The following is a 19334-nucleotide window of genomic DNA, read 5'->3' as shown; positions in this document are numbered from 1 at the left end:
GCGGTGACGGCGCGCCGTCAGGGCCAGCGGCCCTCGACGCTGATCCGAGGATCCCTCAGCGTGCGCGCATAGTCCTCCTTCAGAACCGCGAGATGCAGCCACGCCTCGGTCCGGGTCACGCCGGGCAGAGCCCGCAGCCGCTCCAGGCTCGCGTACAGCGCACCGGCGGATGGCTCGACCAGCGTCGCGACGACGTCGAAGCGCCCGAGAGTCCGCGCCGCGAAATCGACGCCCCGTCCTGTGCGAAGCTCCTCGACGATCGCGGTGTCGTCGTCGAGGTTCACCCCGACGCCCATGGAGAGCTGGCGATGCTCGAGACCTCTGGCTTCCACCGCGCTGATCTTGATCACGCCGCCGTCGGTCAGCCGCTGCACGCGCGTCGCAACGGCTGAGGGCGACAGGCGCACGGCTTCGCCGAGCGCCCGGAAGCTCTTGCGCCCGTCGATCTGCAGCTGCTCGACGAGCGCCTCATCGATCGCATCCAGGGTGATGTCACCGTGATACTCGGACACGAAGAAGCCCTTGACGACGGTCGAGTAGATGATCGTGCTGATGTCGAGCACGCCGTCGAGCGCGCGGATGCGGGCGAGCAGGTCGTGCAGCTCGGCCATCGAGCCCAGTCGCACCTCGGTGACCAGGTCGTACGCACCGCCCACAGAAGACACGAACACGGTCTCCGGCATGTCGCGCAGCGGCGCGGCGACCCTCGCCGCAGGCCCCGCCGTGCGGATCGACACGTGCGCGAGCACGTGCTGGCCGAGGAAGACCGGATCCACTGCGGCGACCACCCGCACGGTGCGGTCGTCGAGAAGCACCCGCAGTCGCGCGGCGACGGCCGCCCTGGTCTGGGAGAGGCGATCGGCGAGCGAGCGGATGCTGGCGCGGCCGTCCTCCTGCAGGGCGCGGATGAGTTCAGCGTCGAAATCCATGTGCTTCCCGAAATCCGTCGAATACCTGCGAACGCACGGGAGTGCGTACATGAATACAGTGCCCGACGCCGTTGATCCGTCGCAAGGCACAGTTCTGTGCGGATTGGATGACAGAACTCCAGTTGATGAGTTCTTCCACTGGAGTTCTGCTCTTGTCGCGCGCCTCAGACGTCCGTAGCATCCTTCGCTATCCGACATCTTCCGCAAAGGAGCGGGCTCCATGACCTCTACCCACAGCAGGGCGCGACGCGCAGGCATCGCGGCCTTCGTCGGCACCACCATCGAGTGGTACGACTTCTACGTCTACGCGACCGCAGCAGCCCTCGTCTTCGGTCCGCTGTTCTTCCCCAGCGAGGACCCGCTCGTCGAGACCTCGCGCGCCTTCGCCACCTTCGCGGTCGCCTTCCTCGTGCGTCCGCTCGGCGGCATCATCTTCGGGCACATCGGCGACAAGTTCGGCCGCCGCGTCTCACTCGTCATCACGCTGCTCATGATGGGCGCGGCCACCGTGCTCGTCGGCTGCCTGCCGACCTACGCCGACATCGGGCTCGCCGCCCCGATCCTGCTGATCGTGCTGCGCGCACTGCAGGGCCTCGCGGTCGGCGGCGAGTGGGGCGGCGCGGTGCTCATGAGCGTCGAGCACGCCCCCGAGGGAAAGAAGACCTTCTACGGCGGCTTCACGCAGCTCGGCAACCCGGCAGGCGCCCTGCTCGCCTCCGGCATCTTCGCGATCATGTCGCGCGGCGGCGACTCGTTCATCCAGGACGGCGGCTGGCGCATCCCGTTCCTGCTCTCGATCGTGCTGGTCGGCGTGGGCTTCTGGGTGCGGTACCGCGTCGAGGAGTCCCCGGTCTTCGAGGAGAAGGTCGAGGGCCGCAAGCAGTCGATGCCGCTCGGGTTCGCCCTGCGCGCCAACTGGATGCCGATCCTCCTCGGCATCGGCATCCTCCCGATCTCCACCGGCGGCTACTACCTGGCCACGACGTTCGCCACGGCCTACGCCACCGGCGAGCCGATCCACCTCAGCGAGCAGGTCATCCTCGACGCCATGACCCTGGCCTCCTTCGTGGAGTTCGTGGTCACCCTCCCGGTCGCCTGGCTCGGCGACAAGTGGGGTCGCAAGAACATCATGTACATCGGACTGATCACCTCGGTGCTCACGTTCATCCCGTTCCTGCTCGTGATGCCAGGACGGGTCGAGCCGCTGATCTTCCTGTTCGCCTCGCTCGTGCGCATCGCCATGAGCGCGACCTACGCGCCGATCGCGGCGATCCTCGCCCAGATGTTCCGCCCGCAGGCCCGCTACACGTCGATCGCCCTGTCGTACGGCGTCGGAGCCGCGCTGTGGGCGGGGTTCTCGCCCTGGTTCGCGACGCAGCTCGTGGCCTGGACGGGCAGCATCTGGTCCGTCATCGGCATGTTCATCGGCATGGCCGCCATCGCGTTCATCTGCACGAAGCTCGCGCCGCAGCACTCCGATGAGGCCCCGGTCACCGCCTCCTTCACCGCCCGCACCGACACCACCGCGAACAGGCTGCCATGAGAAAGCTCACCCCCTTCGACACGTCCGCACAGACCGCACCCCGCATCGTCACGGCTCGCACGATCCACACGGTGGATGCCGAGGGCTCGACGGCGACGGCCATGCTGATCGATCGCGGCCGGATCCTCGCGATCGGCGACCTCGCCGCCTGCGAGCAAGCGGCGAAGGGGGTGGGCCTCACGCCCGAGCACCTCGATCTCGGCGAGGCCGTGGTCGTCCCCGGCTTCGTGGACGCGCATGCGCACCCGCTCATGTTCGGCCAGATGATGTCATGGGTCGACTGCGGCCCCGAGAAGGCCGGCAGCATCCCGGAGATCGTGGCTCTGCTGCGCGAGGCAGCCGAGCGCACCCCTGCCGGCCGGCCGGTGCGCGGCTACGGCTACGAGCAGCGCAACCTCGCGGAGCGGCGGCATCCGACCCGCTTCGAGCTCGACGAGGTCGCGACCGACCGCGAGGTGTACCTGATGAACGCGTCCGGCCACGGCGGCGTCGTGAACTCGTACACGCTCGACGCCAACGGCGTCACCCGGGACACCCCGAACCCCGAGGGCGGCGAGTTCTTCCGCGACGCCGACGGCGAGCTCACGGGGGAGCTGTCGGATGCGGCGTGCAACATCCTCACCGGCCTGCACGGCGTGAAGATCGGCCACCATGGACCGAACTTCCACCTCGCCGATGAGCCGGAGGAGCACCTGCGCCAGCTGGATGCCGCGACGCAGCGCTTCCTCGCGGGAGGCGTGACCTCGATCGGCGACTGCCAGGTCACGCGCCGCGAGTTCGACATGTACCTGCGTCTGGCCGAGGCGGGCCGCCTCGACGTGCGCGTGTCGATGTACCTGCTGTCGCACCTGCTCGACGAGGCGCTCGAGATGGGGCTCGTCGGGCAGTTCGGCAACGCCTTCCTCAGCTTCGCCGGTATCAAGTTCTACGCCGACGGCACCCTCGGCGGCTGGACGGCGTACTTCCCGGACGGCTACGTGGGCGACCCCTGCCGCACGGGGCAGCTGTACCACGAGCCGGCGGCCTACGCGGAGCTGATCCGCAAGGCGCACGCCGCCGGCCTGCAGACCGCGACGCACGCGCAGGCGCCGACCGCGATCGAGATGGTCGTCTCGGCCATCGAGGCCGCGCTCGCCGAGCGCCCGGACGCCGACGCCCGCCACCGGATCGAGCACTGCGGCCTGCCCACGCCCGAGCAGATCGGGCGCATGGCGGCGGCCGGCATCCGCCCGGTGAACCAGACCCAGCACTACTTCAACTGGGGTGAGGGCGTCGAGCAGGCCATCGGCACGCCGGGGGAGCGGTTCAACCCGCTCGGCGAGTTCGAGCGCGCCGGCGTCGGCTACACGATCTCCTCTGATGCTCCGGTCGCCGAGCCCATTCCGCTCGAGGCCATCCAGACGGCGGTCACGCGGGTGACCCGTCGCGGTCACCGGCTGGGGCCGGACGACTTGCGCATCTCGGCGACCTCCGCCCTGCGCGCGCACACGATCGAGGGCGCGATCTCCCTCGGCCGCGAGGACGACCTCGGCTCGCTCGAGGTCGGCAAGCACGCCGACTTCGCGGTGCTGTCCGCCGACCCGCTCGCGGTGGCGGCCGAGGACATCTCCTCGATCGTCGTGCGCGAGACCTGGGTCGACGGCGAGCTCCGGCACCGGGCGGCCTGATCATGCACGCCGCGCCGTACGCCGACACCGCGGGCCGGGCGGTCCTCGAGACCATCCGCGCCTACGGGGTGACCGCCGTCTTCGGCATCCCCGGCACGCACAACCTGGAGCTCTACCGGCCGCTCGCCGATCTCGGCATCCGCGCCGTCACCAACCGGCACGAGCAGGGTTCCGGCTACGGCGCCGACGGCTGGGCGCAGCAGACCCGGCTGCCAGGGGTGGTGATCACGACGTCCGGGCCCGGGCTGCAGAACGCCATGAGCGCGATCGGCACGGCCTTCTGCGAATCGCGACCGCTGCTCGTGCTGTCGCCCGGAGTCCCGCTCGGGTCGGAGTTCGCCGACGTCGGCACCCTGCACGAGACGAAGGACGCCACCGCCATGGTCGGCGCCATCGCCGAGTGGTCGCGTCGTGTCACCACGGCTGCGGAGGCGGTGGACGCCGTGCACGACGCGTTCGCCCTGTTCCGCTCCGGGCGTCCGCGACCGGTGCACATCGAGATCCCCCTCGACGTGCTCGAGGCGCCCGCGGAGGTGCCCGCGGAGGCACGGCGCGCTCGCCCGGCTCAGGCCCCGGCCCCGGGCGACGCCGCCGCGGTCGAGGCGGCCGCGCGGCTGCTGGCCGAGTCCCGCCGCCCGGTCATCATCGCGGGTGGCGGATCGACGGATGCCGTGACCGAGATCACCGATCTGGCCGAGCGCCTCGGGGCGCCGGTCCTCACCACCTTGAACGGCAAGGGCGTCGTGGATGAACGGCATCCGCTGTCTCTCGGATCGAACCTCCGCCTCGCCGCAGCCCGTGCCGTCGCGGAGGACGCGGACGTGCTGCTCGTCGTCGGATCGAAGCTCGGCGAGGCCGAGCTCTGGGCTCCGCGGCTCGAGGCGCGCGGCGCCGTGGTGCGCATCGACATCTCGGAGGCGCAACTCGACAAGAACCTCGCGGTGACGATCGGGATCGCCGGCGATGCGGCGGCGGTGGCGGATGCGCTGCTGGCGCTGCTGCCTCCCCGTTCGCGGATCTCGCGCGATCTCGCCGCGGAGCGCTCCGCGATCGATGCGGAGATGCGCGACACCGCACCCGAGACCGTGGCCCTCGCGGAGATCATCGCCGAAGGCCTCCCCGACGACGCGATCGTCGCGGGCGACTCCTCGCAGATCGTCTACATGGCGCTGGGCAGCGTTCTGCGGCAGCGGCGTCCGCACTCCCTGCTCTACACTCCCACCTACGCGACGCTCGGCTACGGCCTGCCTGCGGCGATCGGCGCCCGCGTGGCGGACACCAGCCGCCCGGTCGTCACGGTCATCGGCGACGGCGCGCTGATGTTCTGCGTGAACGAGCTGATGACGGCGATAGAGCAGCGCCTCGACGTCACGGTCGTGTGCGTCGACAACGGCGGCTACGCCGAGATCCGCCAGAACGAGATCGATCGCGGGATGAGCCCGATCGGCGTCGACCTGGTGCAGCCCGACTGGGCGGCCCTCGCGACCGCATTCGGCGCGACAGGGCGCCGGGTCGAGCGCCGCGCCGACATCGTCTCCAGCATCCGCGACGCGATCGCCGACGGCGGCGTGCAGCTCGTGCACATCCCTCAGAACGCTCTCTGAACAGCATCCGACAGACAGGACCCCTCATGACCGAGAACGTCGGCCCCATCGACGCCTCCGTGAACCCGCGCTACTCCGGCATCGCGACCTTCGCACGGCTTCCCCGCATCGAAGACGTGCCCCGCGCCGACATCGCCGTCGTCGGGATCCCCTTCGACTCGGGCGTCAGCTATCGGCCAGGGACGCGCTTCGGGCCGTCGCACGTGCGCGAGTCCTCGCGCCTGCTGCGCCCCTACAACCCCGCACAGGATGTGTCGCCGTTCGCGATCGCTCAGGTGGTGGACGCCGGCGACATCCCCGTGAACCCGTTCGACATCACCGAGGCGGTGGACGAGGTCGAGCGCGCCGCGAAGGCGCTCGGCGAACAGGCGCAGCGCATCGTCACGATCGGCGGCGACCACACGGTCGCGCTGCCTCTGCTCCGCGCGGTCGCGGCGAAGCACGGGCCCGTCGCGGTGCTGCACTTCGACGCGCACCTCGACACCTGGGACACGTACTTCGGCGCCCCGATCACCCACGGCACGCCGTTCCGCCGCGCGAGCGAAGAGGGGCTGATCGACCTCACGGCGAGCTGCCACGTCGGCACCCGCGGTCCGCTGTACTCCAAGCAGGACCTGATCGACGACGAGCGGCTGGGCTTCTCGATCGTGTCGAGCGAGTACATCGAGGAGCACGGCGTCGATGCCGGCATCCAGCGCATCCTGCAGCGAATCGGCGACAAGCCGCTGTACGTCTCGATCGACATCGACGTGCTCGACCCCGCGCACGCGCCGGGCACCGGCACGCCCGAGGCCGGCGGGCTCACCAGCCGGGAGCTGCTGCGCATCCTCCGCGCGCTGTCCTCGACGAACATCGTGGGCGCCGACGTCGTCGAGGTCTCTCCGGCCTACGACCACGCGCAGATGACCGGCATCGCCGCGAGCCACGTCGTGTACGAGCTCGTGACGCTGCTCGCCGCGCAGCTCGCTCGGTAGGCGGCCGGGCGGGGCCGGCCCCGTCTTCGGTGCGAAAAGTCGGAGTTCCTGCGCGACACGCCGGCCCGCGGCATCCGCTCGCTGGCGTGTCCTCGGAAACTCCGACTTTTCACACGGGGCCGGGGGCGGATGCCGGCGGGCGCACCCCGCCCGCACCCCGCGCCTCACGCGAAGGAGGCCGCGAGCAGGTCGGCGAAGAGCTGCTCCGCGTCGCAGTCGACCCGCTGCCTGGCGAACCAGTCGCACACGTTGACGCAGTCGCGGTGCAGCAGATCCAGCCCCTGCGGATTCGCGATGATGTCGACGATCTGCGGCAGGTCGATCACGCGTACGCGTCCGTCATGCACGAGCAGGTTGTACGCCGACAGGTCGCCGTGCGCGAAGCCCGCGGCTGCGAAGATCCGCATGATCTCGGCGATCTGCGCGAAGTACTCCGCGAGCTCCTCGCGCGGAGCGCGCACCTGCGCGAGGCGGGGCGCGGCGGCGCCGGACGCGTCGCCGATGAACTCCATCAGGATCTCGGTGCCGTTCACTTGCACTGGATACGGCACCGGCGCGCCGAGTTCGTGCAGGCGGCACAGCGCCTCGAACTCGGCGATCGACCAGGCGGATGCCGCGACCTCCCGCCCGTGCGAGGACTTCTTCGCGAGGGCGCGGGCGTCGCGAGTGTTCTGCACGCCCCGGCCCTCGGTGTACACGGCCGAGCGGTGGAAGCTGCGGGTCTCCTCACCGCGATAGCGTTTCGCGGCCAGCAGGGTGCGCTGGGCGGGGTCGTCGGGCACGGCGCGCTCCAGCAGGAACACGTCGGCCTCCTTACCGGTCTTGAGGATGCCGAGCTCTGTGTCGAGGGCGCCGGCATCCGTCACGACCCAGTCGGGCCGGGGGAGCGGACCGCGCTGGGTCGGGATGGTCGTCGGCCAGGTGGTCCAGCGCTGGCCTTCGCCGGGCTCGACGTCGGCGAAGGTGAGGGAGAGTTCGAGTGCGTCGAAAGACGCGAAAGGATCAGACAAAGTGTGTGGCTCCGGAGTCGGAGGCCACGCAGGCGGCGGCCTCAGGGAAGGATGTCGGCGAGGGGCGCGACAACGACGTTCGTCATGTCTTCGGCTCCTCTCGCTCTGGCCTTCCGGGCTGATCCCGGTGCGCGATCGACTCTAGGCCTCCGCACCGGGATCTGTCCACCAGCAGCCGGTCACGCCTGTGGCTTCGGGACGACATCGCCGCGTGCGAGAGCGAACGGCAGGCGATCGAACACGATGCGGATGCCGGTGATCCGCCCGCCCACGACGCTGTGCAGCTCGGCCGCCGGCGCGCTCGCGACCGCTGCCGTGGCTGTGTCGTAGAGGATCAGGGCGCGCTCGTCGTCGCCGAAGGCTCCGAGCAGTTCGGAGCTCACGAGTCCCGCGGCGAACGGCGCCATGAACGCGACCACCGCGTCGCGGCCGTTCAGCACGCCGGCGGGTGAGACGCAGACGACGTCGGGGTCGAGCAGCGCCCAGGCGTCGTCGGAGGCGCCCGAGGTCCAGAGGCGGAGGTAGGAGAGAGAGGTCTCGAGGGCGGTCATGGCGGTTCCTTCCGATGGGTGCAGGCGCACGTGCGGCTGCGATGATGTGAACGGGTAGACACCGGCCGCATCCCGATCGGAACGGTGGCATCATGACTGCATGGTCCGCGCGGATGAGGGCAGCTGGCTGGCACGACCGCGCGACGACGGGTTCGCCGAGCTGGTGCGCCCTTACGAGCACGAGCTGCGGGTGCACTGCTACCGGATGCTCGGCTCGCTCCACGACGCCGAAGACGCGCTGCAGGACACGCTGCTCTCGGCCTGGCAGGCCCTGCCCGGCTTCGAAGGGCGGTCGTCGCTGCGCACCTGGCTCTACCGGATCGCGACGTCACGCTGCCTCAACGCGGTGCGCGCCGGTGCGAGGCGCCCTCCGGCTGCTCCGCTGCCGCCATTCGACGCCCCCGCCCCGAGCCGCATGAAGCGCGTGACCTGGTGCGAGCCGTTTCCCCACTCCGCGCCGTCGGCCGATGACCCGCTGGAGGTCCGGAGCGGTCTCGAGTACGCCTTCCTGTGCGCCCTGAACTCCCTCCCGCCCCGTCAGACAGCGGCCCTGATCCTGTGCGATGTGCTCGACTTCACGGCGGCCGAGTGCGCCGAGATGCTGGAATCGTCTCCCACCGCGGTGAAGGGGCTGCTGCAGCGCGCGCGTGCCGCGATGCCGTCCATCGCCCCGCTCGCTGCGTCGAAGGATGAGCTGCAGCTGGCCGAACGGCTGGCCAGGGCCTATGCCGCCGACGATGTGGACGGGGTTCTCGCACTTCTCACGGATCGCTCCTGGCTCGCGATGCCTCCGGCGCCGCACCGCTTCGACGGGAGGGCTGCGATCGGGGGATTCCTTCGTGCGAGCGCCGCCGGTCGCGGCGCGCGATACGAGGTCGAGCCGGCCGGCTGGGCCGGCGGGCATCCGGTCTTCCGCTGTCTGCTCGACGGCGAGGACCGGGGTCTGCTGATGGTCGTCGCGGCCGTCGACGGGGCCACCGTCGACGGAGTCGTCAGGTTCCTGCGCTGACATCCGGGCGGGTTCCCGCCTCCGCGCGAGCCCCCGGGCATCCGGCACGCCGGACGATCGGTCGGATGCCGTGGACGGCCGGTCGGGCGACGGCATCCGCTCGCTGCGAAGCTGGATGCATGACGATCACCGCTCCTGTTCCCACAGCCCCCGTCGCGAGCGCCGACCGCATGCGATACGGCGGGCTGATCGTGCTCATGCTCATGGGATTCCTGCTGGTGACGGCGGAGTTCCTGCCGAACGGCGTGCTCACCGAGATGGCCGCGTCTCTCGGCGTCACGCCGGGGCAGGCCGGGCAGACCGTGACGATCACGGCGCTCGTCGGCCTGGTCGTGGCGCCGACGATCGGCCTGATCTTCCCGCGGCTCGACCGGCGCTCGCTGCTCGTGTGGATGGCGCTCGCCGCGGCCGTCTCGAACCTGCTCGTCGCGATCGCGCCGAACCTCGTGCTCGTGCTCGCCGCCCGATTCCTGCTGGGTGCCGCGATCAGCGCGTTCTGGTCGATGTCGATCACGGTCGCCGCCACGCTCGCCGGGCCAGAGCGCCTCGGCCGCGGGGTCATGTTCACCTCGGCGGGCGTCTCGCTCGCCACGGTCGCCGGCGTTCCCCTCGGCGTCATGCTCGCGGAGCTCGTCGACTGGCACCTCGTGTTCGCGCTCGCCGGCGTGCTCATGGTGGCGCTCGCCGTCGCGCTGCGCTTCACGCTGCCGTCGGTGCCCGCGGCGCAGGCGTCCAGCATCCGTCTGCTCGTCGACACCGTGCGCCGCCCCGGCATCGGTCTCGGGCTCATCGGCCACGTCGCCGTCGTGCTCGGGCACTTCCTCGCCTACACCTACGTGCGCCTCGCGCTCGAGCGCATCCCCGACGTCGACGCGTCGACCATCGTCGTGCTGCTCGCGCTGTTCGGACTCGGCGGCCTGATCGGGAACATCGTGATCGGCCTCGTGATCGACCGCACCTTCGTGTTCCTGTCGGTCGTGGTGCCGGTCGTGATCGCGGCTGCCGTGATCTCGGTGATCGTGCTCTCGGGCACCGTGATTGGCGTCGGCATCGTCGTGCTGGTGTGGGGCTTCCTCTTCTCATCGTGGCTGATCGTCGCGAACACGTGGGTCGGGCACCGGATGCCCGACCGCCTGGAGGCCGGCGGCAGCCTGGTGGTCGTGGGCTTCCAGCTGGCGATCACGATCGCCGCCGGACTCGGCGGGCTGCTCGTCGACATGCTCAGCGTCGAGGTCGTCTACACGATCGGGGCGGCGATGCTCGTGGTCGGCGCCGTGCTGTTCGGGCTGTCGAACCGGGTGCGGGTGCAGGGCGCCGCGTAGCGCACGCGCCCGGCGTCGGCGCACGCGTCCCCGCGCAGGCGCTTCCGTGCCGTGCGAAAAGTCGGACCCGACGGATGACACGCCGATGCGCCGCCCCCCGGAACACGGCGTGTCGCCCCGTGAGTCCGACTTTCCACACGGGGACGGACGCCGGGGGCGGACGCCGGGGGGACGGACGCCCGGGGCGGATGCCGGACGGCCCCGGCTATGCGGGAACGGGCAGCCGGCGCCAGGCGCTCGGATTCATGCCGGTGCGACGGCGGAACGCGCGGCTGAAGCCCTCGTCGGAGGCGTACCCCAGCTCGCGCGAGGTCTCCGACACGGAGCGCCCCGCCTCGAGCATCCGCTTCGCGGCATCGATGCGCACCTCGGTGACGTAGTCGGCGGGAGAGCGGCCGACCGTGCTGCGAAAGCGCTCGGCGAAGGCCGAGCGCGACATGGCGCCGACGCCGGCCAGACGCTCGACGGTCCATTCGCGTCCGGGTGCCTCGTGGATCGCCTCGATCACGCGGTCGAGGAACGGGTCTTTCGAGACGTGCGGCCAGCCCTCGGGCGCGCAGCCGTTCTCGGCCCAGGCGCGGATCACCGAGAGCAGCACCGTGGTCGCCATGAGGCGGCAGATGAGCGGGTCGCTCTGTCGCGCAGGTCGTGACGACGGGGCCACCGGCCCCATGCTCTCGACCAGCGCGGCTGCGGCCGGCTCGAGCACATCGAAGCCGGTCACGGTGATGTAGCCGGGCAGCGCCGCGCTCACGGCAGGCGCCGGCGCCGCAAGCTCGAGAGCGACGACGATCAGGCTCGTCGCCTCCTGCGCCTCGAGCGCGACAGCGCCGTCGCCGAGGGTGAGGAACGCATCGCCGGTGCGCAGGGTGGCGGGGCTCGTGCGCGCGTCGACCTCGACACGGTGCGATTCGCGGTCGACGTCGAGTCGGCATCCGGAATCGAGCGGGGGGATACCGCGCACCGCGCCCTCCGCGACGTACACGAGCACCGCGTCGCCGGGTGCGAGGGCGAGCAGGCTGTTCTCGTTCAGGTGCTCACGGCGGCCGACGCCGACCCGGAGGTCGATCGCGCCGAGCACCTGCGAGAGGGCTTCGGGGTCGACGGTCACCATGCCTTCGGCAACGTCCGGCGATCCTGCGCTATTCCCTGAGGTCCGCAGCATCCGTCTCAACCGTTCGATGGATTTCGGATGCCGCGCCCTCGCCTAACGTGGAATCACCCGACCTCAGGAGCTCCGTGTTCACTCAGCCATCCCGCCTGTACCGCGCCCTCGCGATCGCCGAGGGGATCACCTGGACGATCCTGATCGCAGCCCTCATCGCCCGCGCCGTGGGGGTGCCGGCGATCGTCGTCACGATCGGCGGCGGCATCCACGGGTTCGTCTTCCTCGCCTACGGCGCCACGGCGATTCTCGTGGCGCTCAACAACCGCTGGAGGATCGGGACGGCGGTGCTCGCGGTCGCGAGCGCGATCGTGCCCTATGCGACGATCCCGATTGAGATCTGGCTGCACCGCACGGGCCGCCTCGCGGGCGACTGGCGCCTCGCCGAGACCGACGATCCGAGGGACCGCACGTGGTTCGATCGGCTGATGCGCTGGTTCCTGCGCCGGCCGTGGGCGCTCGGCGCGCTGATCGCCGTCGCGGTCGTCGCGCTCTACGTCATCCTGCTGCTCGTGGGCCCTCCCGGCGGCAAGTGACCCGCGTCACGGCGTGATGACGACCGGGTTCTTCTCGACGATCTCGCTGAAGGTCGCGGCGATGTCTCCCCCGGTGCAGTCGGTGATGAGGTAGACGCCGTATCCCGTCGCGGTGAAGGCACGTGCCGTGATGTACCAGTCGCGCCCGTCGTCGGCCCCGACGACCTGACGCGCGTCGAGCGAGGGGGCGCCTCCGGCGCCGTATCCGAGTTGCACGGTCCCGGCGAGAGGCGTGATGTCGGCCGCGGTGGTCGAATCGCCCAGGACGTAGGCCAGCACGGCATCGGAGCTGGCGCTGTCGTCGCCGTCGACGAGGGGCAGGCTCGAGATGTCGCCCTGCCAGAACTGCGCGATGCACACGTCGTCGATCGTGCCGTACGCCCAGCCGCCGTTCCCGTCGTCGGGTTTCGTGATCTTCCAGCCGTCATCGGCGAAGAACCCGTCAGCCCATTCGATGTAGGCGGTCGACGGCACATCCGCACCGTCATCGAAGCTCATCGACGAGGGCAGCCCGTCAGCGGGTTCGTCCGTGGGCTCGTCGATCGGCTCGTCGGTCGTGATCGGATCCTGATCGGTGGGCGGATGCTCGGGGATCTGCGCGTACAGGCAGCCGCTCAGCGGCAGCACCGCGAGTCCCACGATGATCGCCGCTGCGAGACGGCCCCCCGATGTACGCGTCATGCGGGTCAGCCTATCTCCGAAGCGGCCCGGGCGAGAGGGTCAATGCGCGGTCGCGACGCCGATCGTGTCGTGCACGATCACGGCCGCCACGCGCGCGCCTGCGCCCGCCGCCACGATGAGCTGCTGCGGACCGGGTGCGGCCGCGTCGCCGGCGGCGTACAGGCCGGGGACATCGGTGCGGCCCGAGCGGTCGGTCACGAGGTGCCCGTGACCATCGACCGATGCCGTGAACCCGTCGAGGAACGACAGATCGGTCTCCCACTCTGGGCGTACGAAGCCGCCCTCGACGTCGACCTGCGTGCCATCGGACAGGCGGATCGCCTCGAGACGGCCGCGCTCGCCGACGAGCTCGACGATGGGATGCCGGAGCACGCTGACTCCGGCGGCGGCGAGCTCTGCCTCCTCCGCGGTGGTGACCGCGTCGGAGCCGTTCGTGAACACGGTGAGGCTCTCGGTCCATCGCCCGATCAAGCGTGCACGGTCGGCGAGGTCGGCGGATTCGCCGATGAGGGCCATGCGCCTGCCGCGCAGCTCCCACGCGTCGCACGCCGCGCAGCTGAACAGGCTCATGCCGTAGAAGCCTCGCAGGTTCGGCACCTCGGGCAGGGTCTCGCGCAGGCCGGTGGCGAGCAGCACCGAGTGTGCCTCGGCCGTCTCGGTCGCCGTGGTGCGGCCGATCCCGGCGGTGAAGCCGTCGGCCGTCTGCGTGAGGGAGGTCACCTTCACGCGCGAGCGGATCTCGACGTTCGGATAGGCCGCGAGCTCCTGCCGCGCGATCTTGCGCAGCTCGTGCGGCGGCACTCCGTCGCGGGTGAGGAAGCCGTGCGAGTTCAGCGTCGCCGCGTTGCGCGGTCGGTCGGCGTCGACCACCAGCACGCGCACGAGCGAGCGGCCGAGGTTGAGCGCCGCCGACAGGCCGGCGGGCCCTCCTCCGATGATCAGGACATCGTAGGGCTCAGTCATGACCGCCGTCCTGGGGCGGGAGGGCGGCGATGATGGGGTGGTCGTGCGCGATCACGCCGGTCTTGGCGGCGCCACCGGGAGAGCCGATCTCGTCGAAGAACTCGACATTCGCCTTGTAGTAGTCCGCCCACTCCTCGGGCAGATCATCTTCGTAGTAGATCGCCTCGACAGGACACACCGGCTCGCACGCACCGCAGTCCACGCACTCATCCGGATGGATGTACAACGAACGTTCACCCTCGTAGATGCAGTCAACGGGGCACTCGTCGATGCAGGCACGATCCTTCACATCGACGCACGGGAGCGCGATGACGTAGGTCATCGGACGAGTGCGCTTTCGCTCTGAGCGTCGCGCGACACCGAGACCTGCTCTTCGCGCGGCACGACCTTGACGCGCTCGCGGGTGTGCACGTGGCTCTCCCCGAGCGCGCGCTCGTGCGCGTCGAGGGCGAGCCAGCCGTCCCACGTCGTGTACTCGGTACCGCTCGCGTCGAGCACGTCGAGGACATCCTCCTCCGAGGTCGGCGCGCCGAGCAGTCCCGCCTCGGCATCCGCGATCAGGTTCGTGATGGTCTCGAGCGCATCGGACTTGGTGTGGCCGATCAGGCCGACAGGCCCGCGCTTGATCCAGCCGGTCGCATAGAGCCCGGGCTCGCCGTCGACGCGTCCGCCCTCGTTCGGGATCACCCCGCGCGCCTCGTCGAAGGGGGCGTCCACGACGCGGGTGCCGTAGTAGCCGACCGCGCGGTACACGGCCTGCACGTCGTAGTCGCGGAACTCTCCCGTGCGCACCAGGGCGCCCTCGGCATCCGTCCGCGTCCTCTCGAAGCGGATGCTCTCGACCTTGCCGTCGCCTGCGATCTCCACGGGCGCGTGCCAGAAGTGCAGGTGCAGGCGGCGGGAGGCCGTTCCCGCGGGGCGATCGCGCCAGCTGTTCAGGGTGCGCAGCATGACCTTGAGCTGGTTGTTCGTGGCGGATGCCGGGTCGACGCCGTCGAAGTCCTCGTCGTGCAGCACGATGTCGACGTCGTTCACCTCGCCGAGCTCGCGCAGCTCGATCGGGGTGAACTTGATGTCGGCGGGGCCGCGGCGGCCGAACACGTGCACGTCGGTGACGGCGGAGGACTCGAGGCCCGCGAGCACGTTGTCGGGGATCTCGGTGGTGCGCAGGTCCACGGCGTGCTTGGCGAGCACGCGGGCGACATCGAGCGCGACGTTGCCGTTGCCGATCACCGCGACCGACGAGGCCTCGAGGGGCCAGGTGCGCGCGACGTCGGGGTGGCCGTCGAACCAGGCGACGAAGTCGGCGGCGCCGTAGGAGCCGGGCAGGTCGACACCAGGGATGTCGAGCGCGGCGTCGCGGATCGCGCCGGTCGCGAGGATCACCGCGTGGTAGCGCTCGCGCAGCTCCTCGAGGGAGATGTCGCGGCCGACCTCGACGTTGCCGATGAAGCGGATCGTGCGGCGCGCCGCATCCTCGTCCGGGAACGCGTCGAGCATCTCGTGCAGCGAGTTCACGATGCCCTTGATGCGGGGGTGGTCGGGCGCGACGCCGTAGCGGATCAGCCCGTAGGGCGCCGGGAGCGACTCGAACAGGTCGATCTCGACCGTGCCGCTGCCTTCACGAGCGGCGACGGCGTTGGCGAGGAGGTTGCCCGCATAGATTCCGGCGGGACCCGCGCCGACGATCGCGACGCGCAGGGACAGAGAGGTCGATGACATGACGTATCTTTCGGTGGATCAGCAGGACGGGAGGTCAGCGGGTGGTGAGAGAGGACTCGACGACCTGGACGAGGCCGGTGTCGACGGCGAGGCCCGCGGTGAGGGCCTCGGTCCAGTGCGTCTTCTTCTCGGTGGTGGAAAGGGCAGGCGGCCCGGCCTGAGGGCTGAGCCGCACGACGTCGCCGATGACGATGACCGCGGGGGAGCGCACCTGTCGTTCGGCGGCGAGCCCGGTGATCGTGCCCAGCGTGCCGATCGTGACACGCTGGTTCTCGCCGTAGCCGTCTTCGACGATCGCGACGGGGCAGTCGGCGCCGCGCGAGCCTGCCGCGAGAACATGCGCGGAGTGGCCGAGCGTGTTCACGCCCATCAGCAGCACGACCGTGTGGCCGGCTCCGCCGGGGACGCGGTCGATCTGATCGTGGCCGCTGAGGACGGTGAACGATGTCGCGACACCGCGGTGCGTGAGCGGGATGCCGGCCACTGCGGGCACCGAGATCGCACTCGTGACGCCGGGCACGACCTCGACCGGGATGCCGTGCTCCTCGCAGAACAGCTGCTCTTCGCGGCCGCGGCCGAACACGAACGGGTCTCCGCCCTTGAGCCGCACGACGTTCTTGCCCGCGCGGGCGAGTTCGACCAGCAGCTCGTTGATGCCGTCCTGCGGCACAGGGTGGTGGCCGGGGAGCTTGCCGACGTCGATGACCTCGGCCGGCAGCGCGATGCCCTCCGCAGCGAGCTGCTCGAGCACGGCACGAGCCCCGAGGCGATCGGCGACGATGACGTCGGCGCTCTGCAGCGCCTTCAGGCCGCGTACGGTCAGGAGCCCGGCGTCGCCGGGGCCGGCGCCGACGAGAGCCACGCGTCCGGTCATCGCCCTGCTCCCAGGAGCAGTCCGCGGTTGCGCAGCATCCGTCGCTCGAGCGGGCCGAACAGTGCCAGCTCGATCACGATGCCGATCGCGAGGATCAGCAGGATCGTGGCCAGCACGCTCGCGAGGTCCGCGAGCTCGCGCGACTGGTTGAGCATCGTGCCGAGGCCGAAGCCCATCGACCCGCCGACCGTGATGATCTCGGCCGCCATGAGCGAGCGCCACGAGAACGCCCAGCCCTGCTTGAGACCGGCGAAGTAACCGGGCAGCGCCGCAGGAAGCGTCACCGAGGTCGCGAGCTGCCAGCGGCTCGCGCCGAGCACGATGCCGACCCGGCGCAGCTGCGGCGGCACCTGGTCGATGCCCGAGAGCAGCCCGTTCACGATCGACGGGATCGCGCCCATCAGGATCACGAAATAGGCGGTGGCGTCCGTCAGGCCGAACCAGATGATCGCGGCGGGCACCCACGCCACCGAGGGCAGCACGGTGAGGCCGGAGATGAGAGGACCGGCCGCGCGACGCAGCAGCCGCCACTCCGCGAGCAGCATCCCGAGAGCGGTGCCGACGACGATCGCGATCAGGAAGCCGATCACGCCGCGCTCGAGGCTGGTCAGCACCGCCTCCTGCAGGCGGCCCGACGCCCAGGCGTCTCCGAGGGCTCCGGCGACGGCGGTAGGGCTCGGCGCCTTGTCCGGTCGAGGGCTCGCGATCACGATGTAGAGCTGCCAGATGCCCAGCAGCACGAGCAGCAGCACGATGGGCGGCACGGTCTTGCCCAGAAGATCGCGCCAGCGCGGCGTGCGCTGTACCTCGTCGGACTGCAGCCTGTCGAGTCCGGCGGAGAGCGTGGCCAGGTCGTCGCCCTTCATCGTGCTCGGGGCGCTGTTCTCGGTGTCAAGAGGCATTGCGGGCGATCTCCTTCCGCAGCTCGGCAGTGATCTCGGTCGCGAGCGCCGCGACCTCGGGAGATTCGATGCGCCGGCCGCGCGTGTTCGCGATGTGCCACTCGCCGGCCACCCGGCCTGGACGGCTGGAGAGCAGGATGACGCGCTGACCGAGACGAGCGGCCTCGCGCACGTTGTGGGTGACGAAGACGATCGTGCGGCCGGTGGCGCGCCACACGCGCTCGAGCTCTTCGTGCAGCAGGTCGCGGGTGATCGCGTCGAGCGCCGCGAAGGGCTCGTCCATCAGCAGCACGTCGCGGTCCTGCGCGAGGGCGCGGGCCAGCGCCACGCGCTGACGCATGCCGCCGGAGAGCTCATGGGGGCGCTTGTCGCCGGCCTCCGCGAGGTTCACGGTGCCGAGCAGGCGCAGCGCCTCCTCCCGGCGCTCAGCGCGAGGCACGCCGCGCAGCCGCAGCGCCAGTTCGACGTTCTGCCGGGCGGTGAGCCACGGCATCAGCGCCGACTCCTGGAACATCACGGATGCGCCGCTCGCCGGGGTCTCGATGCTGCCCGCCGTCTTCTTCTCGAGCCCGGCGATCAGGTTGAGAAGCGTCGACTTGCCGCAGCCGGATGCGCCCAGCAGGCACACGAACTCACCGGGCGCGATGTCGAGCGAGATGTCATCGAGGACGATCGGGCCTGCGCCGTAGCGCTTCGTGACGTGGGAGATGCGCACCGCGGGGTCGACGGCGGGCGCGGGAGCGGCGAGCGGCGTGACGCCGTCGAAGCTCGGCGTCAGCCGGGTCACGGATGCCGCGGCATCCGCCGTCTTGCCCGCGGGCGCACTCATCAGTCCTCCCCGAGCCCTGCGGCTGACACGGTGTCCTCACCGGCATCCGTCAGGAGCTTGTTCAGCGGGGCCAGGTCGAAGAGCCCGTCGATCGAGCCCTCCTTCTGCGTGCCGGCGGCGAGCCCGTTCTTCACGAGCGTCTCGAAGGCGTCGGCGTGCGGGTCGACCGTGAACGTCACGTTCTCGAGCGCTCGGGCGAGCACCTCGTCGGAGAGCTTCTTGCCCGTCGCCTCTTCGAGTGCGTCGTTGATCACGGCCGGAGCCTCGTCGGCGTGCTCGTCGAGCCACGCCACCGAGGCGATGTGCCCCTCGAGCAGCTCCTCGACGACCTCGGGGTGCTCCTTCGCGAAGTCCTTGCGCACCAGGAGCACCGTGGTCGGGAAGTTCCCGTCGGGCCACAGGTCGGCCTCGTTCACGAGCACGTGCGCGCCGGCCTCGACGACCAGACGCGACACCCAGGGCTCCGGGAGCCAGGCGCCGTCGAGCTGACCGTCCTGGAACAGCGTCAGCGTCTGCGCATTCTCGGTCGGCGTGATCGTGACGTCGCCGCCGGAGGTCGAGGTCTCGAAGCCCTCGTCGGCGAGCCAGCTGCGCAGCGCCACGTCCTGCGTGTTGCCGAGCTGCGGGGTCGCGATGTTCTTGCCCTTGAGGTCAGAGGCGTCCTGGATGCTGTCGTTCACGACCAGCGCGGCACCGCCCGACGTGGCGCCGGCGATGATGTTCGCCGACTCGCCTCCCGACTGGATGAAGGTGTTGATCGCGGGGTTCGGGCCGATGTAGGTCGCGTCGATCGCGCCGGCGGAGAGGGCCTCGATCGCGGCCGGGCCGGCGTTGAAGACCTCGGTCTTCAGGTCGACGTCGCCGAGAGCATCCTGGAACAGCCCCTCGGAGAGGCCGACCAGCGCAGGCGCATGCGTGACGTTGGCGAAGTAGCCCAGGCGCACCTCGGCGAGGTCGTCGCCCTTCGCATCGCCGGATCCCTGATCGGCGGATGCCGAGGCGCAGCCGGCGAGCATCATCGCGGTGAGCCCCAGGACGGTGAGAGCGGTGGTG

19 protein-coding genes are annotated in these 19334 nt (G+C 70.6%); 7 read left to right on the top strand and 12 right to left on the bottom strand.

The window, feature by feature from the left end; genetic code table 11:
• Positions 1-17: 17 nt before the first annotated feature.
• On the bottom strand, positions 18-929 hold the full coding sequence (locus tag RS84_RS07750) for an Lrp/AsnC family transcriptional regulator (protein ID WP_045257210.1): 912 nt from the start codon (positions 927-929) through the stop codon (positions 18-20).
• A gap of 220 nt (positions 930-1149) precedes the next feature.
• On the opposite strand from RS84_RS07750, the gene RS84_RS07745 reads away from it, so the two are divergent.
• The 4 genes from RS84_RS07745 to speB are packed head-to-tail and all read left to right on the top strand — an operon-like array spanning position 1150 to position 6717.
• Positions 1150-2472, top strand: coding sequence for an MFS transporter (locus RS84_RS07745; protein WP_045257209.1), 1323 nt, complete (start codon positions 1150-1152; stop codon positions 2470-2472).
• Positions 2469-4139, top strand: a complete 1671-nt coding sequence (locus RS84_RS07740) for an amidohydrolase (protein ID WP_045257208.1) — start codon at positions 2469-2471, stop codon at positions 4137-4139. Before RS84_RS07745 ends, RS84_RS07740 begins: the two co-directional genes overlap by 4 nt.
• A 2-nt stretch (positions 4140-4141) precedes the next feature.
• Positions 4142-5743: a thiamine pyrophosphate-binding protein gene (locus RS84_RS07735; protein ID WP_045257207.1), complete on the top strand. Its 1602-nt coding sequence runs from the start codon at positions 4142-4144 to the stop codon at positions 5741-5743.
• Between the two features lie 26 nt (positions 5744-5769).
• Positions 5770-6717 (top strand): agmatinase, encoded by a 948-nt coding sequence (gene speB / locus RS84_RS07730; protein WP_045257206.1) that lies wholly within the window; start codon positions 5770-5772, stop codon positions 6715-6717.
• Between the two features lie 164 nt (positions 6718-6881).
• Here speB and RS84_RS07725 read toward each other — a convergent pair whose 3' ends face one another.
• Positions 6882-7727 carry a serine protein kinase RIO gene (locus RS84_RS07725; RefSeq protein WP_045257205.1) on the bottom strand — a complete coding sequence of 282 codons (846 nt, stop codon included), beginning with the start codon at positions 7725-7727 and terminating at the stop codon, positions 6882-6884.
• A 179-nt stretch (positions 7728-7906) separates the two neighbouring features.
• A complete protein-coding gene (locus RS84_RS07720) occupies positions 7907-8278 on the bottom strand; it encodes a nuclear transport factor 2 family protein (RefSeq protein ID WP_045257204.1) in 372 nt (123 codons plus the stop codon).
• A 100-nt stretch (positions 8279-8378) separates the two neighbouring features.
• Here RS84_RS07720 and RS84_RS07715 point away from each other — a divergent pair, with 100 nt between their 5' ends.
• Entirely contained in the window at positions 8379-9287 is a 909-nt protein-coding gene (locus RS84_RS07715; protein ID WP_045257203.1) for an RNA polymerase subunit sigma-70, read from the top strand.
• 119 nt (positions 9288-9406) lie between these two features.
• A complete protein-coding gene (locus RS84_RS07710; RefSeq protein ID WP_045257202.1) occupies positions 9407-10609 on the top strand; it encodes an MFS transporter in 1203 nt (400 codons plus the stop codon).
• 205 nt (positions 10610-10814) lie between these two features.
• Here RS84_RS07710 and RS84_RS18905 read toward each other — a convergent pair whose 3' ends face one another.
• Entirely contained in the window at positions 10815-11723 is a 909-nt protein-coding gene (locus RS84_RS18905) for a helix-turn-helix transcriptional regulator (RefSeq protein WP_082062088.1), read from the bottom strand.
• 125 nt (positions 11724-11848) lie between these two features.
• Here RS84_RS18905 and RS84_RS07700 point away from each other — a divergent pair, with 125 nt between their 5' ends.
• The gene (locus tag RS84_RS07700; protein ID WP_045257201.1) at positions 11849-12310 is read left to right on the top strand and encodes a DUF3817 domain-containing protein; all 462 of its coding nucleotides are present in this window, start codon (positions 11849-11851) and stop codon (positions 12308-12310) included.
• Between the two features lie 6 nt (positions 12311-12316).
• Here RS84_RS07700 and RS84_RS07695 read toward each other — a convergent pair whose 3' ends face one another.
• From RS84_RS07695 to RS84_RS07660, 8 genes are read right to left on the bottom strand one after another with little or no spacing between them, the layout of a single operon-like run.
• Positions 12317-12991, bottom strand: a complete 675-nt coding sequence (locus RS84_RS07695; protein WP_045257200.1) for a hypothetical protein — start codon at positions 12989-12991, stop codon at positions 12317-12319.
• A 39-nt stretch (positions 12992-13030) separates the two neighbouring features.
• Entirely contained in the window at positions 13031-13954 is a 924-nt protein-coding gene (locus tag RS84_RS07690; RefSeq protein WP_045257199.1) for an NAD(P)/FAD-dependent oxidoreductase, read from the bottom strand.
• On the bottom strand, positions 13947-14276 hold the full coding sequence (gene fdxA, locus RS84_RS07685) for a ferredoxin (protein WP_045257198.1): 330 nt from the start codon (positions 14274-14276) through the stop codon (positions 13947-13949). The genes RS84_RS07690 and fdxA overlap by 8 nt, the downstream gene beginning before the upstream one ends.
• Positions 14273-15676 (bottom strand): FAD-dependent oxidoreductase, encoded by a 1404-nt coding sequence (locus tag RS84_RS07680; protein ID WP_045257197.1) that lies wholly within the window; start codon positions 15674-15676, stop codon positions 14273-14275. The genes fdxA and RS84_RS07680 overlap by 4 nt, the downstream gene beginning before the upstream one ends.
• Before the next feature lie 34 nt (positions 15677-15710).
• A complete protein-coding gene (gene cobA / locus RS84_RS07675; protein ID WP_082062087.1) occupies positions 15711-16550 on the bottom strand; it encodes a uroporphyrinogen-III C-methyltransferase in 840 nt (279 codons plus the stop codon).
• Entirely contained in the window at positions 16547-17452 is a 906-nt protein-coding gene (locus RS84_RS07670; protein ID WP_045257196.1) for an ABC transporter permease, read from the bottom strand. The genes cobA and RS84_RS07670 overlap by 4 nt, the downstream gene beginning before the upstream one ends.
• Positions 17442-18281, bottom strand: coding sequence for an ABC transporter ATP-binding protein (locus tag RS84_RS07665; protein WP_082062086.1), 840 nt, complete (start codon positions 18279-18281; stop codon positions 17442-17444). The genes RS84_RS07670 and RS84_RS07665 overlap by 11 nt, the downstream gene beginning before the upstream one ends.
• Positions 18281-19300 carry an aliphatic sulfonate ABC transporter substrate-binding protein gene (locus RS84_RS07660; protein WP_045257485.1) on the bottom strand — a complete coding sequence of 340 codons (1020 nt, stop codon included), beginning with the start codon at positions 19298-19300 and terminating at the stop codon, positions 18281-18283. Before RS84_RS07660 ends, RS84_RS07665 begins: the two co-directional genes overlap by 1 nt.
• Between the last annotated feature and the right edge of the window lie 34 nt (positions 19301-19334).

The organism is Microbacterium hydrocarbonoxydans, from assembly GCF_000956475.1.
In the GTDB taxonomy this organism is placed as follows: domain Bacteria; phylum Actinomycetota; class Actinomycetes; order Actinomycetales; family Microbacteriaceae; genus Microbacterium; species Microbacterium hydrocarbonoxydans_A.
Note: the sequence above shows the minus strand (reverse complement) of the source record. Positions and strands in the feature narration are given on the sequence as shown.